Source organism: Vibrio sp. SNU_ST1, from assembly GCF_030563405.1.
Taxonomy (GTDB): domain Bacteria; phylum Pseudomonadota; class Gammaproteobacteria; order Enterobacterales; family Vibrionaceae; genus Vibrio.
This window is the reverse complement of sequence record NZ_CP130748.1, coordinates 1880786-1898280: the sequence shown is the minus strand read 5'-3', so window position 1 is coordinate 1898280 and position 17495 is coordinate 1880786. Positions and strand designations below refer to the sequence as shown.

Annotated in this window: 13 protein-coding genes; 8 read left to right on the top strand and 5 right to left on the bottom strand. The window is 42.2% G+C overall.

The window, feature by feature from the left end:
- The first annotated feature begins 56 nt into the window (after positions 1-56).
- On the top strand, positions 57-3206 hold the full coding sequence (locus Q5H80_RS08210; protein WP_304564291.1) for an Ig-like domain-containing protein: 3150 nt from the start codon (positions 57-59) through the stop codon (positions 3204-3206).
- A 168-nt stretch (positions 3207-3374) separates the two neighbouring features.
- Here Q5H80_RS08210 and Q5H80_RS08205 read toward each other — a convergent pair whose 3' ends face one another.
- Together Q5H80_RS08205 and Q5H80_RS08200 are read right to left on the bottom strand one after the other, a co-directional pair.
- A complete protein-coding gene (locus Q5H80_RS08205) occupies positions 3375-4877 on the bottom strand; it encodes an HD-GYP domain-containing protein (RefSeq protein WP_304564289.1) in 1503 nt (500 codons plus the stop codon).
- A gap of 334 nt (positions 4878-5211) precedes the next feature.
- Positions 5212-5511 carry a hypothetical protein gene (locus tag Q5H80_RS08200; RefSeq protein ID WP_304564288.1) on the bottom strand — a complete coding sequence of 100 codons (300 nt, stop codon included), beginning with the start codon at positions 5509-5511 and terminating at the stop codon, positions 5212-5214.
- Between the two features lie 218 nt (positions 5512-5729).
- Here Q5H80_RS08200 and Q5H80_RS08195 point away from each other — a divergent pair, with 218 nt between their 5' ends.
- The 4 genes from Q5H80_RS08195 (at position 5730) to Q5H80_RS08180 (ending at position 9792) form a co-directional block, all read left to right on the top strand.
- Positions 5730-7133, top strand: a complete 1404-nt coding sequence (locus Q5H80_RS08195; RefSeq protein ID WP_304564286.1) for a PLP-dependent aminotransferase family protein — start codon at positions 5730-5732, stop codon at positions 7131-7133.
- Between the two features lie 190 nt (positions 7134-7323).
- Positions 7324-7530 carry a hypothetical protein gene (locus Q5H80_RS08190; protein ID WP_304564284.1) on the top strand — a complete coding sequence of 69 codons (207 nt, stop codon included), beginning with the start codon at positions 7324-7326 and terminating at the stop codon, positions 7528-7530.
- Between the two features lie 422 nt (positions 7531-7952).
- Positions 7953-8630, top strand: coding sequence for a hypothetical protein (locus tag Q5H80_RS08185; protein WP_304569401.1), 678 nt, complete (start codon positions 7953-7955; stop codon positions 8628-8630).
- Position 8631: 1 nt separating this feature from the next.
- The gene (locus Q5H80_RS08180; protein ID WP_304564282.1) at positions 8632-9792 is read left to right on the top strand and encodes a serine protease; all 1161 of its coding nucleotides are present in this window, start codon (positions 8632-8634) and stop codon (positions 9790-9792) included.
- Positions 9793-9886: 94 nt separating this feature from the next.
- Here Q5H80_RS08180 and Q5H80_RS08175 read toward each other — a convergent pair whose 3' ends face one another.
- From Q5H80_RS08175 to Q5H80_RS08165, 3 genes are all read right to left on the bottom strand, one after another.
- Positions 9887-11263, bottom strand: a complete 1377-nt coding sequence (locus Q5H80_RS08175) for a hypothetical protein (RefSeq protein ID WP_304564280.1) — start codon at positions 11261-11263, stop codon at positions 9887-9889.
- A 304-nt stretch (positions 11264-11567) separates the two neighbouring features.
- Entirely contained in the window at positions 11568-12968 is a 1401-nt protein-coding gene (asnS, locus tag Q5H80_RS08170) for an asparagine--tRNA ligase (protein ID WP_050052432.1), read from the bottom strand.
- Positions 12969-13240: 272 nt separating this feature from the next.
- Complete coding sequence (locus Q5H80_RS08165) at positions 13241-14866, bottom strand: methyl-accepting chemotaxis protein (protein WP_304564276.1); 1626 nt, start codon at positions 14864-14866, stop codon at positions 13241-13243.
- Positions 14867-15192: 326 nt separating this feature from the next.
- On the opposite strand from Q5H80_RS08165, the gene queD reads away from it, so the two are divergent.
- The 3 genes from queD to Q5H80_RS08150 all read left to right on the top strand — a co-directional run bounded on the left by queD (position 15193) and on the right by Q5H80_RS08150 (position 17434).
- A complete protein-coding gene (queD, locus tag Q5H80_RS08160; protein WP_009847038.1) occupies positions 15193-15555 on the top strand; it encodes a 6-carboxytetrahydropterin synthase QueD in 363 nt (120 codons plus the stop codon).
- Positions 15556-16012: 457 nt separating this feature from the next.
- Complete coding sequence (locus tag Q5H80_RS08155; protein WP_143691566.1) at positions 16013-16210, top strand: hypothetical protein; 198 nt, start codon at positions 16013-16015, stop codon at positions 16208-16210.
- Positions 16211-16291: 81 nt separating this feature from the next.
- Positions 16292-17434 (top strand): amino acid permease, encoded by a 1143-nt coding sequence (locus Q5H80_RS08150; RefSeq protein ID WP_304569399.1) that lies wholly within the window; start codon positions 16292-16294, stop codon positions 17432-17434.
- Positions 17435-17495: the final 61 nt, after the last annotated feature.

Sequence of the window (17495 nt, the reverse complement as noted above, 5' to 3'; positions counted from 1 at the left end):
TATTACTATGGTTTTTATTCATGTTTAGGCTGGTCGATATAAAGGAACCACATAGAATGAAGAAAATACTGAGTCTATGTTTTGTGGTACTAGCGGTAGTTATGGCTGGTGGGTGCAAAGATAGCAAAAACGAAGGCCATAAACCTATGGTCTATAAGCCTACGAAAGCATCACCACCAGATCTTTCTGTAGCAATTACTGTTAATGGTAAAAAGCGTACTTTAGAGCTCCATCGTTACTCGATCCGAGAGCCCGATATGAAAGTATATCTTTGGGATCACCGTATTAATGGGCATGCTCCAGCAAGTACAATTAATACCCCTGATATCCGTGTTTATCGTGGTGTTGATACCAGTGATGAAAATACGCAAGTTATTGCAGCACTGACGACTAAGAATAAACTCTATGTGACGGCTTACCGTGGTAGTCAAACAGTATGGACGATCGAAAAGGCAGACATCATAAGTGGCTTATCTGCGAATAAGTTGACAGCAAAAGCTCAAAGCTTAGCGTCGGTTACGCCACAGTCTGCAATTTTAGATAATATGTATAAAGCAATCAAAACCATAGATGAAAGGCCGAGTGCACCAACGTCTGGCTTAGATAACTTAATTGCTAAAGACAAAACGCAAGTTCAATTGCACAAAGTAAAAGTGGCAGTTCATGTCTCTTACCAAGCGTTTGTTCAAGAAGCGGATGGTAACTTGGATGATGCGATGGTTCTTGTAGATTACTACATTAACTTAGTTGACTATGTGTTGAGCCGAGATGCTTTGTTGCGTTTTTCTGTCAATGACGTATTGATCGAAACATGGGGCTACTTAGATGACCATTACCAAACTTGTAAAAAAAGCGCTTCTCATGATGCTTGTAAGGCGTGGGGTTACCAACATGAGAATGAACCAATTCGAGTTGCCGCTATAAAATGGTGGGATGAACAAAGAAAAACACGAGGCTGGGATCTCAAACATAGAATGCTGTGGCTGAAAGGCAACTGGATTCTAGGCGTAAACTTCGGAAGTATTGTTCGCTCTCCTGGTGACATCATCGGTGCAGACGGCGTTGTATTACATGAAACCGCACACTACTTAGGCACAGGCCATAGTACCTCTGCTGAAGGTGAAGGAATTCAAGGTGGCGGAGCACACGTTGATGATATCAACTTTACTCGCTATAAAAACAACCGTTTAAGAAGAAACCTAGTAGGCCTTGCCGATTACCCTTTACCTCCTTCGGCTAAAATTGACCATTTCAGTGTAAAACGAGACAGCACGACTGGCTTAGATGTGCTCAAAAATGATTTTGACGCGAATGGTGACACGATTTCTATCCATAAGGTTGATAAATATTCAGCACAGGGTGCAGAACTTAAAATCGCCAATGGAAAGGTAACTTATAAAGCCCCAAAAGGTTTTATTGGTGAAGATGAGTTCCACTACATCATTACTGATGGCAAGAAACTTTTCGACCGAGATGTCGTACATGTAAAAGTTACATCGCCTGACTTATATGCTCGTTTCGATTTTGAAGATGCCCCCGTTGATGATTTATGGACGGTGAATGCTCAAACGGGTTTACCAGCCCAAATGGCAGCAGTAAAAACATCAAATAAACAGTCGATTTCTGAGGTTTGGGTCAACCAAGGTTATGCTAATTCAAAGACGCTTAAACTAGGCGCTTATGAATCAGTAAAATCTAACTTGTTAGAGAATGATGTTCAGGAGTCTTTAAAGTATAAATTCCATTATGGGCATGATTTTGACTTTGCTGAAGACGATTTCACACTATCACTGAAAGTGAAGCCTAATGTAAAACTAGAACATCCAATTGATTTGGTTAGCAAAGGTATTTGGAGTGATGGTTTCCACCTAAAGTTAACCAAAGAGGGAACAATTGAGTGGTTTATGATTTCACGCCAACTAGCAACTTATGCGGGTGGAGATGATTTAAGAAAGGTTTCAGTAACAACCAAAGAATCGATCAACCTAAGTCAGTGGAATACTGTTGCTGTACGTGTTGACCGTAATACCCAAAAAGTATCTATTTGGTTAAATGGTAAGCAAGCAACTGTAGTTGACCATTACAACAGTAAAGCTGAAGTTGACGATATTAAACTTACTGACGGCTATGCCGGTGTTTGGGGAGCTGGTAGCCGTTTAGATGCCGGAACAAGTCAAGGGTTAATTATTGCTAAGCCTTGGATGGACGCAGGTAAAGACGCAACGACCAACCTTGAATCTGAGCAAATGGCCGGTAACATTTTAGTGGATAATATTGAGATGCGCTCTTTTGCTTTGTCTGACAGTGAGATGACAGATCTTGCGAATGACAACTTGAAGTATGCACATACGCCACGCCCATATAATGGACAGTCACTTCCATTTAATGGCAATCAGACGTTTACATGGAAATTATCTAAATCGAGTACCTATACTGTTTATACCAGTACCGATAATAGCAATTGGACACAAGTGAAATCAGGGACCTCAGATTCAGGGTCGCACGTTGTAAACTTAAACCCGACCAGTGATGTTCTATATTGGCGTGTTGATGTTGATGGTAAAACTGGGAAAGTATGGTCTGTACGTAACTCGGTTAAAATGGGTATTCAGGATGTTTCCTTTAGTTACGCTGAAGCAAATTCTGGCGCTAAATACCCTGCATGTACAGCAAGTAAGAGTGAACTTTGCTTGTTTGGTTGGGATGACGCTAATAGAACTGACCAATTTAATAATACTTGGACGCAAAACCCAGCAGATATCATTAACTGGGAGGGGCATATTTACTTAGGTGGTGATGAGAAAAAGTCAGAGGTTTCTGTTACGGCTCAAAGTGGCCAAGATTGGAAAACAGTCCGCTTTAGAACAGCTGTTATTGGAAAGGGGTGGACCGGTGCTCAGGACCTTCCAAAAGGTACGCTTAAGTTATTAGCAAATGGTACGGAAATCTGGAAGGCTTATAGTATCGGAGACAATATCTCTGATGGAACATTAGGCAAGTCTGGTAATCATTGGTCTAGCCTACCATCTATTGGTACGAACCGAGTGAGTGTACCGAGAAAAACAAAAGTGGGTGGCTACAGTATTCACCGCGTTGATTTACCAGCCGATACAACAACGCTCAAGTGGGTCTATGAAGTAGAAAAACTTGACAGCAAAGGGAAAAACCCGGGCGTGGCTCTTGGTGGCGTACAACTACTAAGATAGTGTTTCTTCTAAACTGAAAAACCCAGCATATTTATATGTTGGGTTTTTTTATAGAAACAGACTCAATCTTCCTACTTCGTTGAGCTTTACGTTCGATTAAAGGTTACTCGAGAAAGCACTCTGCGTACTAACCTCTATAACCTATGTACATAGTGGTTTTCGAAAAGACTAAGCAGATTGAGCAATCAAACTTTCACGCTCAAGTTCATTTTGTACATTTTTGCCATCTTTGTAGGTCGCGGCAATTGAAACAAACTCTTGTTCAACGGCAAGGAAAGCTTGAATAACTTGCGGGTCAAAGTGTGTCCCATTACCTTCCAATATAATCTGCTTGGCTTGCTCATGGGTAAAGGCTGGCTTGTAGACTCGTTTCGATATTAAGGCGTCATAAACATCAGCCAATGCCATCAATCGACCAGATAGTGGGATATCTTCACCAGATAGCTGATTTGGATAACCGCTGCCATTCCATTTCTCATGGTGAGTCAGAGATATCTCTTTAGCGACCCTTAAGAAAGAACTGCTTCCCAATTGCTTTTCTGCAATAGATAACGCTTCTGCGCCAATAGCAGGGTGACCTTTCATTATCTCAAACTCTTCGTCAGTCAATTTACCCGGCTTCAATAAAACACTATCAGGAACGCCCACTTTGCCTACGTCATGCAGTGGAGCCGACTTATAAAGTAGCTCGATGTAGTTGGGGGTCAGCAAGCTTGCATGAGCTTCTGATTTGCTAAGCTCGAGTGCGAGTACCTTTACGTATTCTTGGGTTCGTAAAATATGGGCGCCAGTTTCATTGTCTCGAGATTCTGCAAGCGCAGACAAGCTAACAATCGCCACGTCACGTGTGGTTTTTACTTCGTTTTGAGCGTTTTCGAGACTATCAAGCATGGTATTGGTCATAGACGCCATTGAACCAAGCTCGTTGTAGCTGAAAATAGGTAAGCGAACGCCTTGTTCACCATTCGTGACTTTGCTTAATGCGTGCTCTTGGCTTAAGAGAATACGTTTGATCAGCTTGCTCCATAAAGTCATGATGGTTATCGCGTACCCACCCAGTACCACTGCCAAATAAATGAACTCTTTGATCACACTGATCTTACCCGTGCCATCCAACAAGCGTTCAGGGTTGTGCTCTAGCCAAAAGATGTCTTTGACGGCAACCATAGTCAGTATTGTGGTCAATGTAACCAAAAGCACGATGACCAAACCAATCATTTGTTTAACGAGAGAACTTCTTTCGCCAATCAGCTTGAAGTCAAATTTCCCAGTTGCCTCCATGTTATCTATTTGGCTGAGTTTGGCGTTCAATTGAAGAATTGTTCCGGTAAAGAAACCGAATAGACTCATACCAAACAGAACTTTCAAGTTACTGTCTATCGTGAACTCGTAGCTTAGGTTGTAATACAGAGCGAGCGGAACACTTGCTGTAAAAAATAATAGAGTATCGACTTGTGCGAATCGACCTTGTTTGACGAAGGCGTGTTGCGATAGCAAATAATGGCGTGCTAACCATAATAAAATAAAGATACTACTGACTTGGGTAAAAATCTCTAACGTCGTTAAGCTTTCGAGCATCGGGCATACCCGGCTACCGTAAGTGCCAAACAGTACGCCAGCGATAACGTATAATTTAATCGTTAGCGATTGATTGTAGTTTGAAGTATCCATCTTGAAGCCTTAGTTTTTATTCTTTTTAGATTTACTTGATCATTGATTCACGTCTTTGGAACTGCGAATGATTAACATCATCACCGTGAATAAGACCGCGAATATTATCGACAGCTTTCGTGGATTGAAACAAGAAATTGGTTTGTGTTGGATATTTGTTAACTAGGTGAGGGTTATTGCAGCATTTTTATGAGGATACTTGAATAGCCTCGGTCGAGATTTGAGGCTATTCAGTCGGTATACCTGAGTGGAATCGAGAGCGGTTAATCTAGCGAATTTCAGTATATCAAATCGCAATTCGACGATTTACTTTTAAACAAGTTACTTTGAGCAACTATTTTTTCAGGTTAATTTCCGCTTCAACAGAGTTTGTTTCAATATCGGGATGAGACGCTAATTTGTCAGCAGCCCATTGGTTGAGGTGTTTCAGAATAGCAGACACCGCGTGTTTTTCAGTTGGTGCTTGGTCTTGATCTATGTCGATCTTCTGCTTTGGATGTGAGCCTGTCGCATCTTCAGCAATATGGAGCCAATCTGGGTGCCAGTAATATGGTTGGCCGCTCGGTGTTGTCCAACTATGAACACCGTTTGACTCTCCTTTATAGCTTAATTGGTCTGCTTCTATTTTTTTCATTGTTATCTCGCATGTTTTTGGGTTACATCAAATTATTGGGGCTAAAAGCCAACTTAGCTCCTACCTTTGGTACAAACTTATCAAAGCATACAAAGTTATCTGTGAGATGATTCACACAATTGTGGAAATTAGGTGTCATCATATGGATAGCAGCAATTGTTGTTGATGTTAGTGATAAAATCGCTAGCTCACAGAATTTCTCTAGGTAGTACAATTAGATGGCGCGTTATGAAGAGCTAGCAAAGGATATTCGAACTCAAATTGCGAACAATACGTGGCGTTCAGGAGAGAAGATCCCTTCGGTACGCATGAGTTGTCGTAATTACAACGTCAGCAATAGTACTGTCTTACAAGCTTACCAGTTGCTAGAAAGTGAAGGGTGGATCATCGCAAAGCCTCAGTCGGGCTACTTTGTTGCGCCACGTTTGGATGGGGTTGATTATGAACAGCCGTTAGTACGTGAAAAGAAAGCCATTAATGACCGCTTATTCGATTTCTTGAAGTCGAGTTCTGCAGAGGGTGTGACTCCTTTTGGTTCAGCGTTCCCAGATCCTGATCTTTTCCCTTTACCTACCTTAACCCGAAACCTTGCCAGCGCTGGCCGGAAGATGACCGGTGCCAGTGTCATTAATAACCTGCCACCGGGTAGTGAGTCTTTAAGAAGACAAATTGCTCAGCGGTATTTACAGCAAGGTATTACGGTTAACCATCAAGACATCGTGATTACCTCTGGTGCAATGGAAGCGCTTAACTTAAGCCTGCAAACCGTCACCAAGGCGGGCGATAACGTCGTGATTGAATCTCCAGCTTTCTATGGTGCTTTACAGGCCGTAGAGAGATTAGGACTCAATCCTATCGAAGTGGACGTTTGCCCTGTCAACGGATTGAATATTGAACAGTTTGAAAGCGCATTAAAAAACCAACAGGTAAAAGCGTGCTGGCTGATGACGACTTTTCAGAACCCTACAGGGACAAGTTTGTCTGAAGAAGCGAAGCGCCGAGTGGTTGAGGTTGCTGAACAATACAAGACTTATATTATCGAAGATGATGTTTACGGCGACCTATATTTCGAAGGACATAAACCTAAACCGCTAAAAGCATTTGATAAGACAGATTCAGTGTTGCTATGCGGCTCTTACTCAAAGAGTTTATGCCCTGGCTATCGTGTTGGTTGGGTGGTGAGTTCGCGTTTTAATGATGCCATTCAAAAGCTTCAGCTTCTTTCTACTTTATCGAGCAGTGCTCCGGTTCAACTTGGGGTTGCACACTTCCTCACTCATGAAAGCTATGATAATCACCTTCGCAAACTGCGTAAAAATCTCTTGATCAGAAAAGAGCGGTTTATTAGCGCTATCAAGCAACACTTCCCCCAATCTATCGAAATTGAAGAGCCGAGTGGTGGATATTTTGTTTGGATCCGTTTCTCTGCCAAATTCGACAGCCAACAATTTCACCAACTAGCAATTGCTCAAGGGATCAGCGTCGCTTCAGGTGATTTGTTTAGCGAGCAGGGTAGAGTAGACAGTGCGATCAGGTTGAACTTCTCTTATGAACTAACAGAAGAGAAAGAACAGGCGTTAATCTTACTTGGTAAGCTTGCGCATCAACTGATGCACTCTTAAAACTGATTCTCTCGTGGTCATTTCGTTTAACTGCGAGCAAGGAGAAGGCAAAGTCGTTTGTAAAATCATAGGTCACTCATGAAATAGACGATGATTGCAACTGTACGGGTTGTTTCTGATGTAACTGTACGCATTGTATAACAAAGAGTTGTGATTCAATAACGGTAGACCAAATATTGGAGATACCGTTATGTTGAAAATGACTATGGGAAATGAAGTCAAGCTGATTATTGTCGCGATTGTGTGTGCGCTTCTGCTTATTCTCGGCCACGTACTACTGGCAAAAGCGTTCGCTGATATGGCTTGGGCCGAATACACCACAGCCGCGATCCCATTCGTTATGATGATAATCTGCGGTATCGCAATAAAGTATGCTAGCGACCAAGATGTCGATTAAGTTGCTGAGTACACGAAAATGAGCTTTCGGAGCCCTACCAGAATTTGGTGGGGCTTTTTCGTTTATACATCAAACGGATTTGCTTAGATATCGATTTTATCGTGGTGAATTAAAAGACAGTTACGGAATACAGCAGTGCCTATTCATACTAATTGTAAGGGTATGTAAGTGGCATCTAGGTGTTACTTGGAAGGTATATCACTTTTAGTCAAAAGCTTGGCAAACGCAATTTATATCCATTAGTTGTTGTAATGCTTAGGTTGCTACATGTTTTCGCCAATTATTGGTCGGCGGTGCTTGAGTTGTGATAAATAAAGTTCTTACAGTACCTTACGTCTTTAATTTATCTATAGCCTACAATTGTTTAGAACTAAAACAGAGGCTGAAATATGAGATTTAAATATCCAAAAGCGAAGTTATGCATGTTGGCCTTGCTAACAACTAATGCAGTGGCTAGTGAGATCAATGTTGATTTGAGTAGGTTAAGTAACGTTTCAGAGGTTGGATCGAATACCTTATCGATTACTAGTGAGTTTCTCGGCTATGAGCTTGATGAAGGGAAGTATCGTTATGCAAGAGATGTTGACTTAAACGGCTTAGATTGGGTTTTTCTGTATGGGGAACATCAAAGACAAGATAAACCAGATACAGCACTAATTGGTAATGTAATGGTTGTTGGTGAGCTAAAGCAACCTAACAACTCAAATGCGAAAAACGCAATTGGTAACCGTTATTATTGGCAGGGTGGTGATTCTACAGATTACAGTCAAGAGCTGGCTTTTTCAGGCTTGCTTGTCGGCTCTAGTGGTTTTTCTTTTGACGCTCAGCCAGGTAAAGAAGGGCGCTTTTCTATAGAGCTCTATACACACAATTGGTTGTCTTCTGCTGACGTTACAGCGTGTATTAAAAAGCAATGCGTTACGATCAAAAATGATATTTCCTTTCATATGACTAGTGTTAAAAATACCATTGTTTTTGAGTCTCAATCCCCAAACGATATCGTTGAAATCTCTTATAAACGTCAGTATAGGCAGTTTGATTATGAGTCAGAGCAGGGTTACCACTCTATTGAAGCTATCCAGTTGAAAGAGGTTAAGTAATATGAAAAAAATGATTTTAGCATCAGCGATCGTTGCTACTTTTTCAGCGCAGGCGGGTATCGGCAAGATGGACCGTTCGGTTACTCAACATAAAGCATTCGCTTTACAGACCCAATTTGATTTCGCGTGCCACATGAATGCAGGGTCTGCGACTCTAATTGACCCTTATTGGGTCATTACGGCAAATCATGTATCAGGTTCTAAAAGTGAAGGGTATAAAAATGCAGTAACTTGCTTTTCTTATGAAAAAGATGAGAACGGTAAGTACAGTGTTATTCACACATCACGAGCGACTACTGACCCTGATGGTGAGTGGGGCGAATATGAATTTACTGATGGTATTTATGATTTCGCTCTAGTGCGCTTAGATACGCCAATTACCGGTATTAAGCCTGCGAAGTTGCCCGAGAAAGGGATGTTCGATCATTCAGAGATCTATGAAGTAAACAGTGTTGGTTTTGGTAACTATAACGGCCGTAATGGCGGGCAAAAGTACGTTAAGTACAACGACACGGATAAAAAATGGCTAGCTGAATATAAATATGACCCCGTGATTATGCCTCAAAGCAATCTTCAGTGGCTAATAATCCATGGAGATTCTGGGTCGGGTATTACGATTGAGAGGGAGGGTGAGTTCTATATTATTGGGGAAATTGGCCTTCAATATTATGGCGAGCTTGGTTGGCAAGATACCTTTGATGATGTCTTAGGAAGATTAGATTCCTTAAACAAGAACATGCGAGAACATGGTTTTAGTTACACGGAGCCAGTAAACCTCGCAGGCGTAAAATGGACACCAACATCTCAGAATGATATTGAAAACCTACATGCTTTTTACAGCTACTGGGAAGCGGATAATATGGATTTCAATGGCACATACTGGACGAAGGATGGGGGCATTTATAACACCGCTTATGCGATAGAAGGGGAAAAGTACACTTTTGAAACCGTGATACCTGCAAACCCTAAAGCTCCTGCCTTTGATGTGTTTATTAATGGTCGACAAGTCGCTCACAACATCAAAGCTGACAAGGAAAGCCTGTTTTTGAAAGTGAATACATTTGAACAGAAAGGTGATCAAATGGTGATTGAATTCAAACCTCTTCAAAGCTCAGGTGAGAAAATTATGCTCGATCACTTTTTGGTACGTGACGCTGACTAATTTATTTTGGGCAGCTTGATGACATTTAAGCATAATGAATAAAACAGAAGCCCTACTTGTGCTAAGTAGGGCTTTATTTTTAACTTATGTCAAACTACTTAGCGATTAGCGTACTTTGCTTAGCATTGAATTCAAAGTTAGAGGTTTTGGTAATAGCGTCGGTTATTGAACTTGCGCCACCAACCAGTGGGGCCTTTGACGTACGTTTATAATTTACAAATTGAACTACATCACCTTGAAGGCGGCTTTCTACGCAGTCAGAAACTGTTACAAGATTTCCTGATTGTTGGAACATGTCGGCCAGAGCACAGCGGGCAGTTTTATTTATTGAAGGATCTTTGAATAAAGAAAAATCTTCGGAACCCAAATCCACTTTAATAGAATTTTTATTCAGCGTGACGATAACGCTTGTACGTGGATTTTCGATACCGTAATTGTCTAACCCTAAACCCGTTTCTATCAGAGGTTTCGCTGGGATACTGTACTTACTACTAGAGCTGTATGAAGCCTGTACTTTATCTGTATTTGAGTAGTAAACAGTTGTAGGTTTATTCGACGTAGCCGCAAATGCGTATGTTTTAGCAGCAGCGTCTAATGTTCCATTGAGCTTTATGTAAGTAATTAACTCGTCTCTATTTGATACATTAAATTGTTTGAACAACAGAGAAGATACATGGTCGAGTACGTAGACGTTTCGTCTGACATTATTTTCAACCGACACAGCTTTCAAAGAGTCACTAATAACGTCTAATAGGTCATTGTTCAGTAAACTGTTTTGAGGAATGTAATTTGCTCTAAGATCTTTTACATAGCTCGTTGTTACCGTTGCTAAACCATATTTAGATACTTCAGCTTGGGTCATATAATGCATACCGTTAGCGGGTGCTGCTTTTAGTGTAAACCAATAGAAACCGCTTGGATCTGGTAATCCCATCTTTTTATAATAATCAATGTAGGGTTTATGCTGGCTATGGCCGACAGGCAGTGAAGCCCCTTGTAAAGCCCCTTGTGCCCATGAGTGAACGCCTAATCGGGCACCAGGTTCAATGGTTCTTTTCACACCCGCAGCGAAAAGGTCAGTACCACCCGAAGCGACATGTCCAATTGAGCTAATGTACGTGTCTAACTTTTTTGCTCTGACCTTGTACGCGAGTTGGATGTTGGCGTCATCATTCATAGAGCCACTCATATCGATGAAGTTCAGCATTTTTGTCTTTGGGTGAGCTTTCATCATGTCGTCAAATGCTTTCGGGCTCCCACTACACGCCGTACCATTTAAGCTTGCTGTTGTCCCTTTAACCTTGAATGTTAATGCTGTATCTCCATTCAAGGCTTGTGAACATTTGGATGTAAAGACCACTGGCTTTTGTGTGGGCTTAATTGTTGGTTTCTTAGCGGAAGTCGACGAGCCTCCTCCGCCACAGCCGGCTAATGTGATGAGTAGAGCCGCAGATAAGATGGTCTTTTTCATAGGTGTTCCCTAAAAATGTATATTCAAAAATCAGTGGAACAAAGTTTAAGGTATACAGTAGGTGAATACTGTATACCTTTGTCAGACGTCCATTACATTAAATTACAGAGATTAAAATTTGATTTGTAACGCTATTTTAGGGTGGTGAGTGGCAGTTAGTTAAGCAAAATGGGCAGGTGAGTTTGTGGGAAAGAAGGGGGGGGGGGAAGTCGAGAATGAGAATAATGTAAGAGAATAAAAAAAACCTCCGCAAGTGCGGAGGTTTTTATTTGTTCTTAACTTTTAAATTCGATTTAGGCTCGAATTAGAAGTTTGCAGAGCGTGGTGTACGTGGGAATGGAATCACGTCACGAACGTTGCCCATACCTGTTACGTAAGATACTAGACGCTCGAAACCAAGACCGAAACCAGCGTGTGGCACTGTGCCGTATTTACGTAGGTCGCGGTACCAGCTCATGTGCTCAGGGTCGATACCCATAGCAATCATACGCTCGTCTAGGATATCTAGACGCTCTTCACGTTGTGCGCCACCGATGATTTCACCGATGCCTGGTGCAAGTACGTCCATTGCCGCAACTGTCTTGCCGTCGTCGTTTAAGCGCATGTAGAAAGCTTTGATGTCTTTCGGGTAGTTCTTAACGATAACAGGTGCTTTGAAGTGCTCTTCAGCTAGGTAACGTTCATGCTCTGAAGACATGTCGATGCCCCACTCAACGTCGAATTCAAATTTCTTACCAGAATCTAGTAGGATTTGGATTGCGTCAGTGTAGTCAACTTGTGCGAAGTCAGCATCAACGAATTGCTCTAGACGAGTAATTGCTTGCTTGTCGATGCGAGAAGCGAAGAACTCAAGGTCATCGCGGCGTTCTTCAAGAACAGCAGCGAAAACGTACTTAAGCATGTCTTCAGCCAGTTTTGCTACATCGTTAAGGTCTGCAAACGCAACTTCAGGCTCAACCATCCAGAATTCAGCTAGGTGGCGGCTTGTGTTTGAGTTTTCAGCACGGAATGTAGGACCGAACGTGTAAACCTTGCTTAGTGCACAAGCGTAAGCTTCAGCATTAAGTTGGCCAGATACTGTTAGGAACGTCTCTTTACCGAAGAAATCTTCGTTGAAGTCTACGTCGCCTTTTTCAGTGCGTGGTAGGTTTTCCATGTCTAGCGTAGAAACGCGGAACATTTCACCTGCGCCTTCTGCATCAGATGCAGTAATAAGCGGAGCAGAAGTCCAGAAGAAGCCTTGCTCGTGGTAGAAACGGTGAATCGCTTGAGATAGACAGTTACGTACACGTGCTACTGCGCCAATCACGTTTGTACGTGGACGTAGGTGAGCAACTTCACGAAGGTATTCGATAGAGTGACGTGTTTTAGCCATTGGATAAGTGTCCGCGTCTTCAACCCAGCCTACAACTTTAACGTCAGTTGCTGCTAGTTCGAAGTCTTGACCTTTCGCAGGAGACTCAACAATCTTACCTGTTACTTCAACAGAGCAGCCAGTTGTTAGCTTTAATACTTCGTCTTCGTAATTATTAAGATTATTAGGAACCACGGCCTGAATCGGGTCGAAACAAGAGCCGTCATAAATGGCAAGGAAAGAGATTCCAGCTTTGGAATCACGACGTGAACGGATCCAGCCGCGAACAGTTACTTCACTGTCTACCGCTAGCTTGCCGCCAAGTACGTCTGTTACAGGCGCGTAAGTCATGTTGATTTCATTCTCCATTGAGGGACAAATTCAACTCAAAGCCTCTGGCATTGCTGCAAATAAACATACATTTGCACAATAATTAGCCGAAACATTAAGTTGTATAAACTTTTTAAATCGATTGAACATATTACCTGTCATACCGACAGCTTCAACCTTTATTCTTACTTGGTGAAAGAAATATTTTGTCTATCGAGGAGAAAAACCAATAAGGGCTGATTTTTTACTCTATTTTCTACATATCAAGCTGAGATTGGTCTTTCAATTGAATACTAATTATTAGGGTTTTCAGAGTTGGGGAGAGTGAATTGATTAATCAGCGATTCAAGGTGAACAGATAGTTCTTCTAAATCATGACTGATTCCACGAGTCTCAGCCGCTGATTGCGATGTGTTATTGGCGTGAGACGTGATGGTTTCGACCTTCTGTTGAACATCTTGGGTGGCATGTGTAGTGGATTGCGTTTGTTGCTGAATATTTTGTGCATGAGCCAACACTTGTTTCATTTCTTCAACGACACCGTTCATTTCAACGGACAGTGCGTCGATATCTGTTGAGCTTTGATGTGCTTGTTCGCAAACTCGGTCAGCAGAATTCAGCGATTCTTCACTGCCTTGTTGGAACTGATGAATGATTGACTCAATACTGCCAGTTGCCTCTGCCGTTCGTGATGCAAGATTACGAACTTCATCTGCAACTACGGCAAAGCCGCGACCTTGTTCTCCCGCTCGAGCCGCTTCAATCGCTGCATTCAAGGCTAGAAGGTTGGTTTGGTCGGCAATGCCACGAATCACACTCAATATTGAAGAGACTTCCCCAGTTTGCTCATTAAGTGTTTGTATCTTGTGTTTCACTTCTTCGATACTGCTCACCAGATTCTTTATCTCACTACTTGCATCATGTGCTTGGTTAGCACTTTTACAAGCTACATCTGAGGTGTGATTGATGAGTTCTGAAGCGGTTAAAGTGGCTTGTTCTACATTGACCTGTTGTGCCTGAATTCCCTCGACATTGTTTTGCACTTCTGCGGTTTCGTTTTGTTGATCGCTGGCGGCTTGCTCGGTAATTTGTGCAACGCTAGTCAGTTGGTTGGCTGACGCATTCAGTTTGTGCGAAGTATCTTGTACCTTTTCTAGGCTGTTAGAAACGGTTCCCATGAATGAGTTGATGGAGTTAGCCAGCGTGCCAATCTCATCCTTGCTTTGTTCGGGCAGTCGAGTGGATAGGTTTTTATCGCTGCTGACTTGGGTCATAAAGCGAGAAGTCTGTTGAAGCGGGCGTACGATAATCTTACGAATTAATCCCATTGTCAGAACGAATCCGGCAAAGGAGATTACCGCCATAATACCAATAGCGGCCATGGTTTGAGAGTTGATCAGTGAATTGACATGGCTCAGGTTATATTCAAGGCGAATCGCGCCTAATACTTCACCTTCTGGCGCCATATGACAGGCCACACAATTGGTACCTCGGTAATCTTCACTCGACTTCATTGGCAAAGCAATAACCAAGCCTTTACCCCAATCGGCAGAAAAGGGTTCGATGACTGTTTCACCCGCTAGCGCTCGTTTATCAATATCATCAACAGGCGTTTGGTTGTCATTACCGGGGCCGTATAACTTGCTCACAGCGTCGGCGCGCAGAACACGAACGTCTTCAATGCCTTCTTGAGCAAGTGCTTTCTGACGCAGGGTTTCTTTTTGCGCCATGGTGCCAGTCAGCATCATCATATTGAGGCTATCGAAGTAGTTACTTGCTTTGTCGTGCAGTTGTTCGCTTAGTACGGAGTTAACAAGTTGTTTTTGCTGTGAATATTGAAAGTAGGTCGATATTGCAAGTAAGAAAGTGAAAACAATAGCGAGGGCGACTAGGATTTTAAATGTGATTGTTGAGCGCATAAGATGTTTGTTTTTATTGATTATAATGACATGCATACTTTACTTGTAAGAGATACTACCACCTATGGGGTATAACAAATTGTGTGACCACACTCCGGTTGTGGTTATGTTTCTGTGATGTAGCGGGTTTGTTTCACATGAGGCGAGAAGGTTAAGCGTATGATGAGTTTTAAGCCGTCTTGATATGTGTTTTATTGTGACTCAAGTGAGTGGCTAGCAACAAGCTTCCCCTTGCAGCTAATAAGGCCGTACAGTGGTGATAGAACTTGTAGTGTGAACTGGTTTTACGTAATATTGCGTGTCATTTTTTTAGCCTGAGAAACACAATGAGAACTGAGTTATACAAAGAGTTTATGTTTGAAGCAGCCCACCATCTTCCACACGTGCCAGAAGGGCATAAGTGTGGTCGTTTGCATGGCCACTCTTTTCTTGTTCGTTTGTACGTAGAAGGCGAAGTTGATCCGCATACTGGTTGGGTAATCGACTTTTCTGAAATTAAAGCTGTATTCAAACCAATTTACGACCGTTTAGACCACTACTACTTAAACGACATTGAAGGTTTAGAAAACCCGACAAGTGAAGTATTGGCTAAATGGATCTGGAATGAACTAAAACCAAGCTTGCCACTTTTGAGCAAGGTTGAGATTAAAGAAACATGCACAGCGGGTTGTATCTACCGCGGTGAATAAGGTTCAATGCTGTAGTTTGTGATGCTAAAGTCTTCGATGCTGTAGATTTCAAGGATACAGTTATCAAAGTTACAGCTATCAAGGCAACAGTCTTCAATACTATAGCTTTCAAGGTTATAGCCTTAAAGGCAATAATTGAACGAAAGGCGCTTACAAGAGCGCCTTTTTTGTGGCTGTCATATATGTTTGGGTGTTCTTTATACAAGCTTTTTTGTTAATGGGGTGGGGTGTTTATAGTGTCGATTTTTATTAATAATGATTATTACTTTACGCGGTTTGGTGGTTGATTTGTATCCAAATGGCTATTTTGTTCAATTTAATAGCAAAAATTGTGGTTATAGCGTTGTGTTTCGAGGCTCATTCGATAAGATAAAAAGACCTCTATGATAGAGGTAGGGCAGCAACGGATACGCTGCTTCAAATACTATGGAATGTGACTCAATTATTGGACACATACATGAAATTCAAGATTACATCGCCGATTATTGAACCTACGGAAGGTTCACCACATCAGTTAACGCTGACTCACGCTTCTCGTTTTACCTCTTTTAAGACAAGCTCTCCTTTGAACGCCCTGTTCGACAACGTCTCTGCACGCTTCTTTACTGCTTATCGCTCCTATTGTTATTCGTTTTATAACTTTATTTCTATCTGAACTCCTTTGTCATCCGCTTGATGTACGAAGACTCACACCTATAAAAACTAAACAAATAAGTTAAAAATAATGAATATTAAAATGATGGGTAGCTCCCTAATTATCGCTGGTACCGCTCTCGGTGCTGGTATGCTTGCGATCCCAATGGTATTAGCTCAATTTGGATTGCTTTACGGCACACTGCTGATGGTTCTGATCTGTTTCGGTACCACTTACGCAGCACTATTACTTCTAGAAGCGACCATCAAAGCCGGTGGCGGTCTAGGGTTGAACTCTATTGCTCGAAAAACTCTGGGTAAACAAGGCCAGCTGCTTACCAATGGTTTGCTGTATGCGTTATTGATTTGCCTATTGATGGCTTACATTCTGGGCGCGGGTGATTTACTGAGTAAGTTGCTGTCTAACTTTGGCGTTGAAATCACTGCTACTACGAGCCAAATTGTGTTTACCTTGCTTGCTGGCGCTGTAGTCGCAAGTGGCACTGGTGTGATTGATAAGCTCAACCGAGCGCTGTTCTTCGTGATGCTAGCCAGCTTGTTTGTCACCATGGCCTTCTTAGCGCCAAATATGACTCAAGATAACCTGTTGCAGGTGACCAGCCATGATCACGTTGATCTAATCAAAACCAGTGCAATCCTGTTTACCAGTTTTGGCTTTATGGTTGTGATTCCAACCTTGGTTTCTTACAACCACGAAGCAACAGACAAGCAACTGCGTAACATGGTGATCGTCGGTTCTCTGATCCCATTAGTGTGTTACTTGTGTTGGTTGTTTGCGGTAGTGGGTAACTTGAGTGAAGAGCAATTCAGAAGCTTTAAGAATGTCTCTGATTTGATGGCGGCGTTTGAGGCACAGTCTCCTTGGGTAGGTAATATTCTTTCTACCTTCACTGGCTTGGCGTTGTTGACCTCTTTCTTTGGTGTGGCGATGGCGCTGTTCAACCAGAATAGAGACATGTTCAACCAAAACACAGCGGTAACGTACTGTATTAGCTTCATCTTACCGTTAGCGGGTTCATTGCTCGCAGCAGACAAGTTCCTGCAAGTGCTGAACTACGCAGGTATCATTTTAGTGTTCTTGGCTGTGTTTGTTCCTCTAGTGATGGTTCATAAACAGCGCTTTATGAAAGTAGCGGAAGACAGATACAGTGCTGAAGGTGGCCGACCAATGATGTTGTTCTCGCTGCTGTTTGGTTGTTTTCTGCTTATCTCACAAGTGATTTAACATGGCTACTTGGTGGGCTGAGTAAATAGCTAGCCAAATTCCAGATACAAAAAAGGAACGC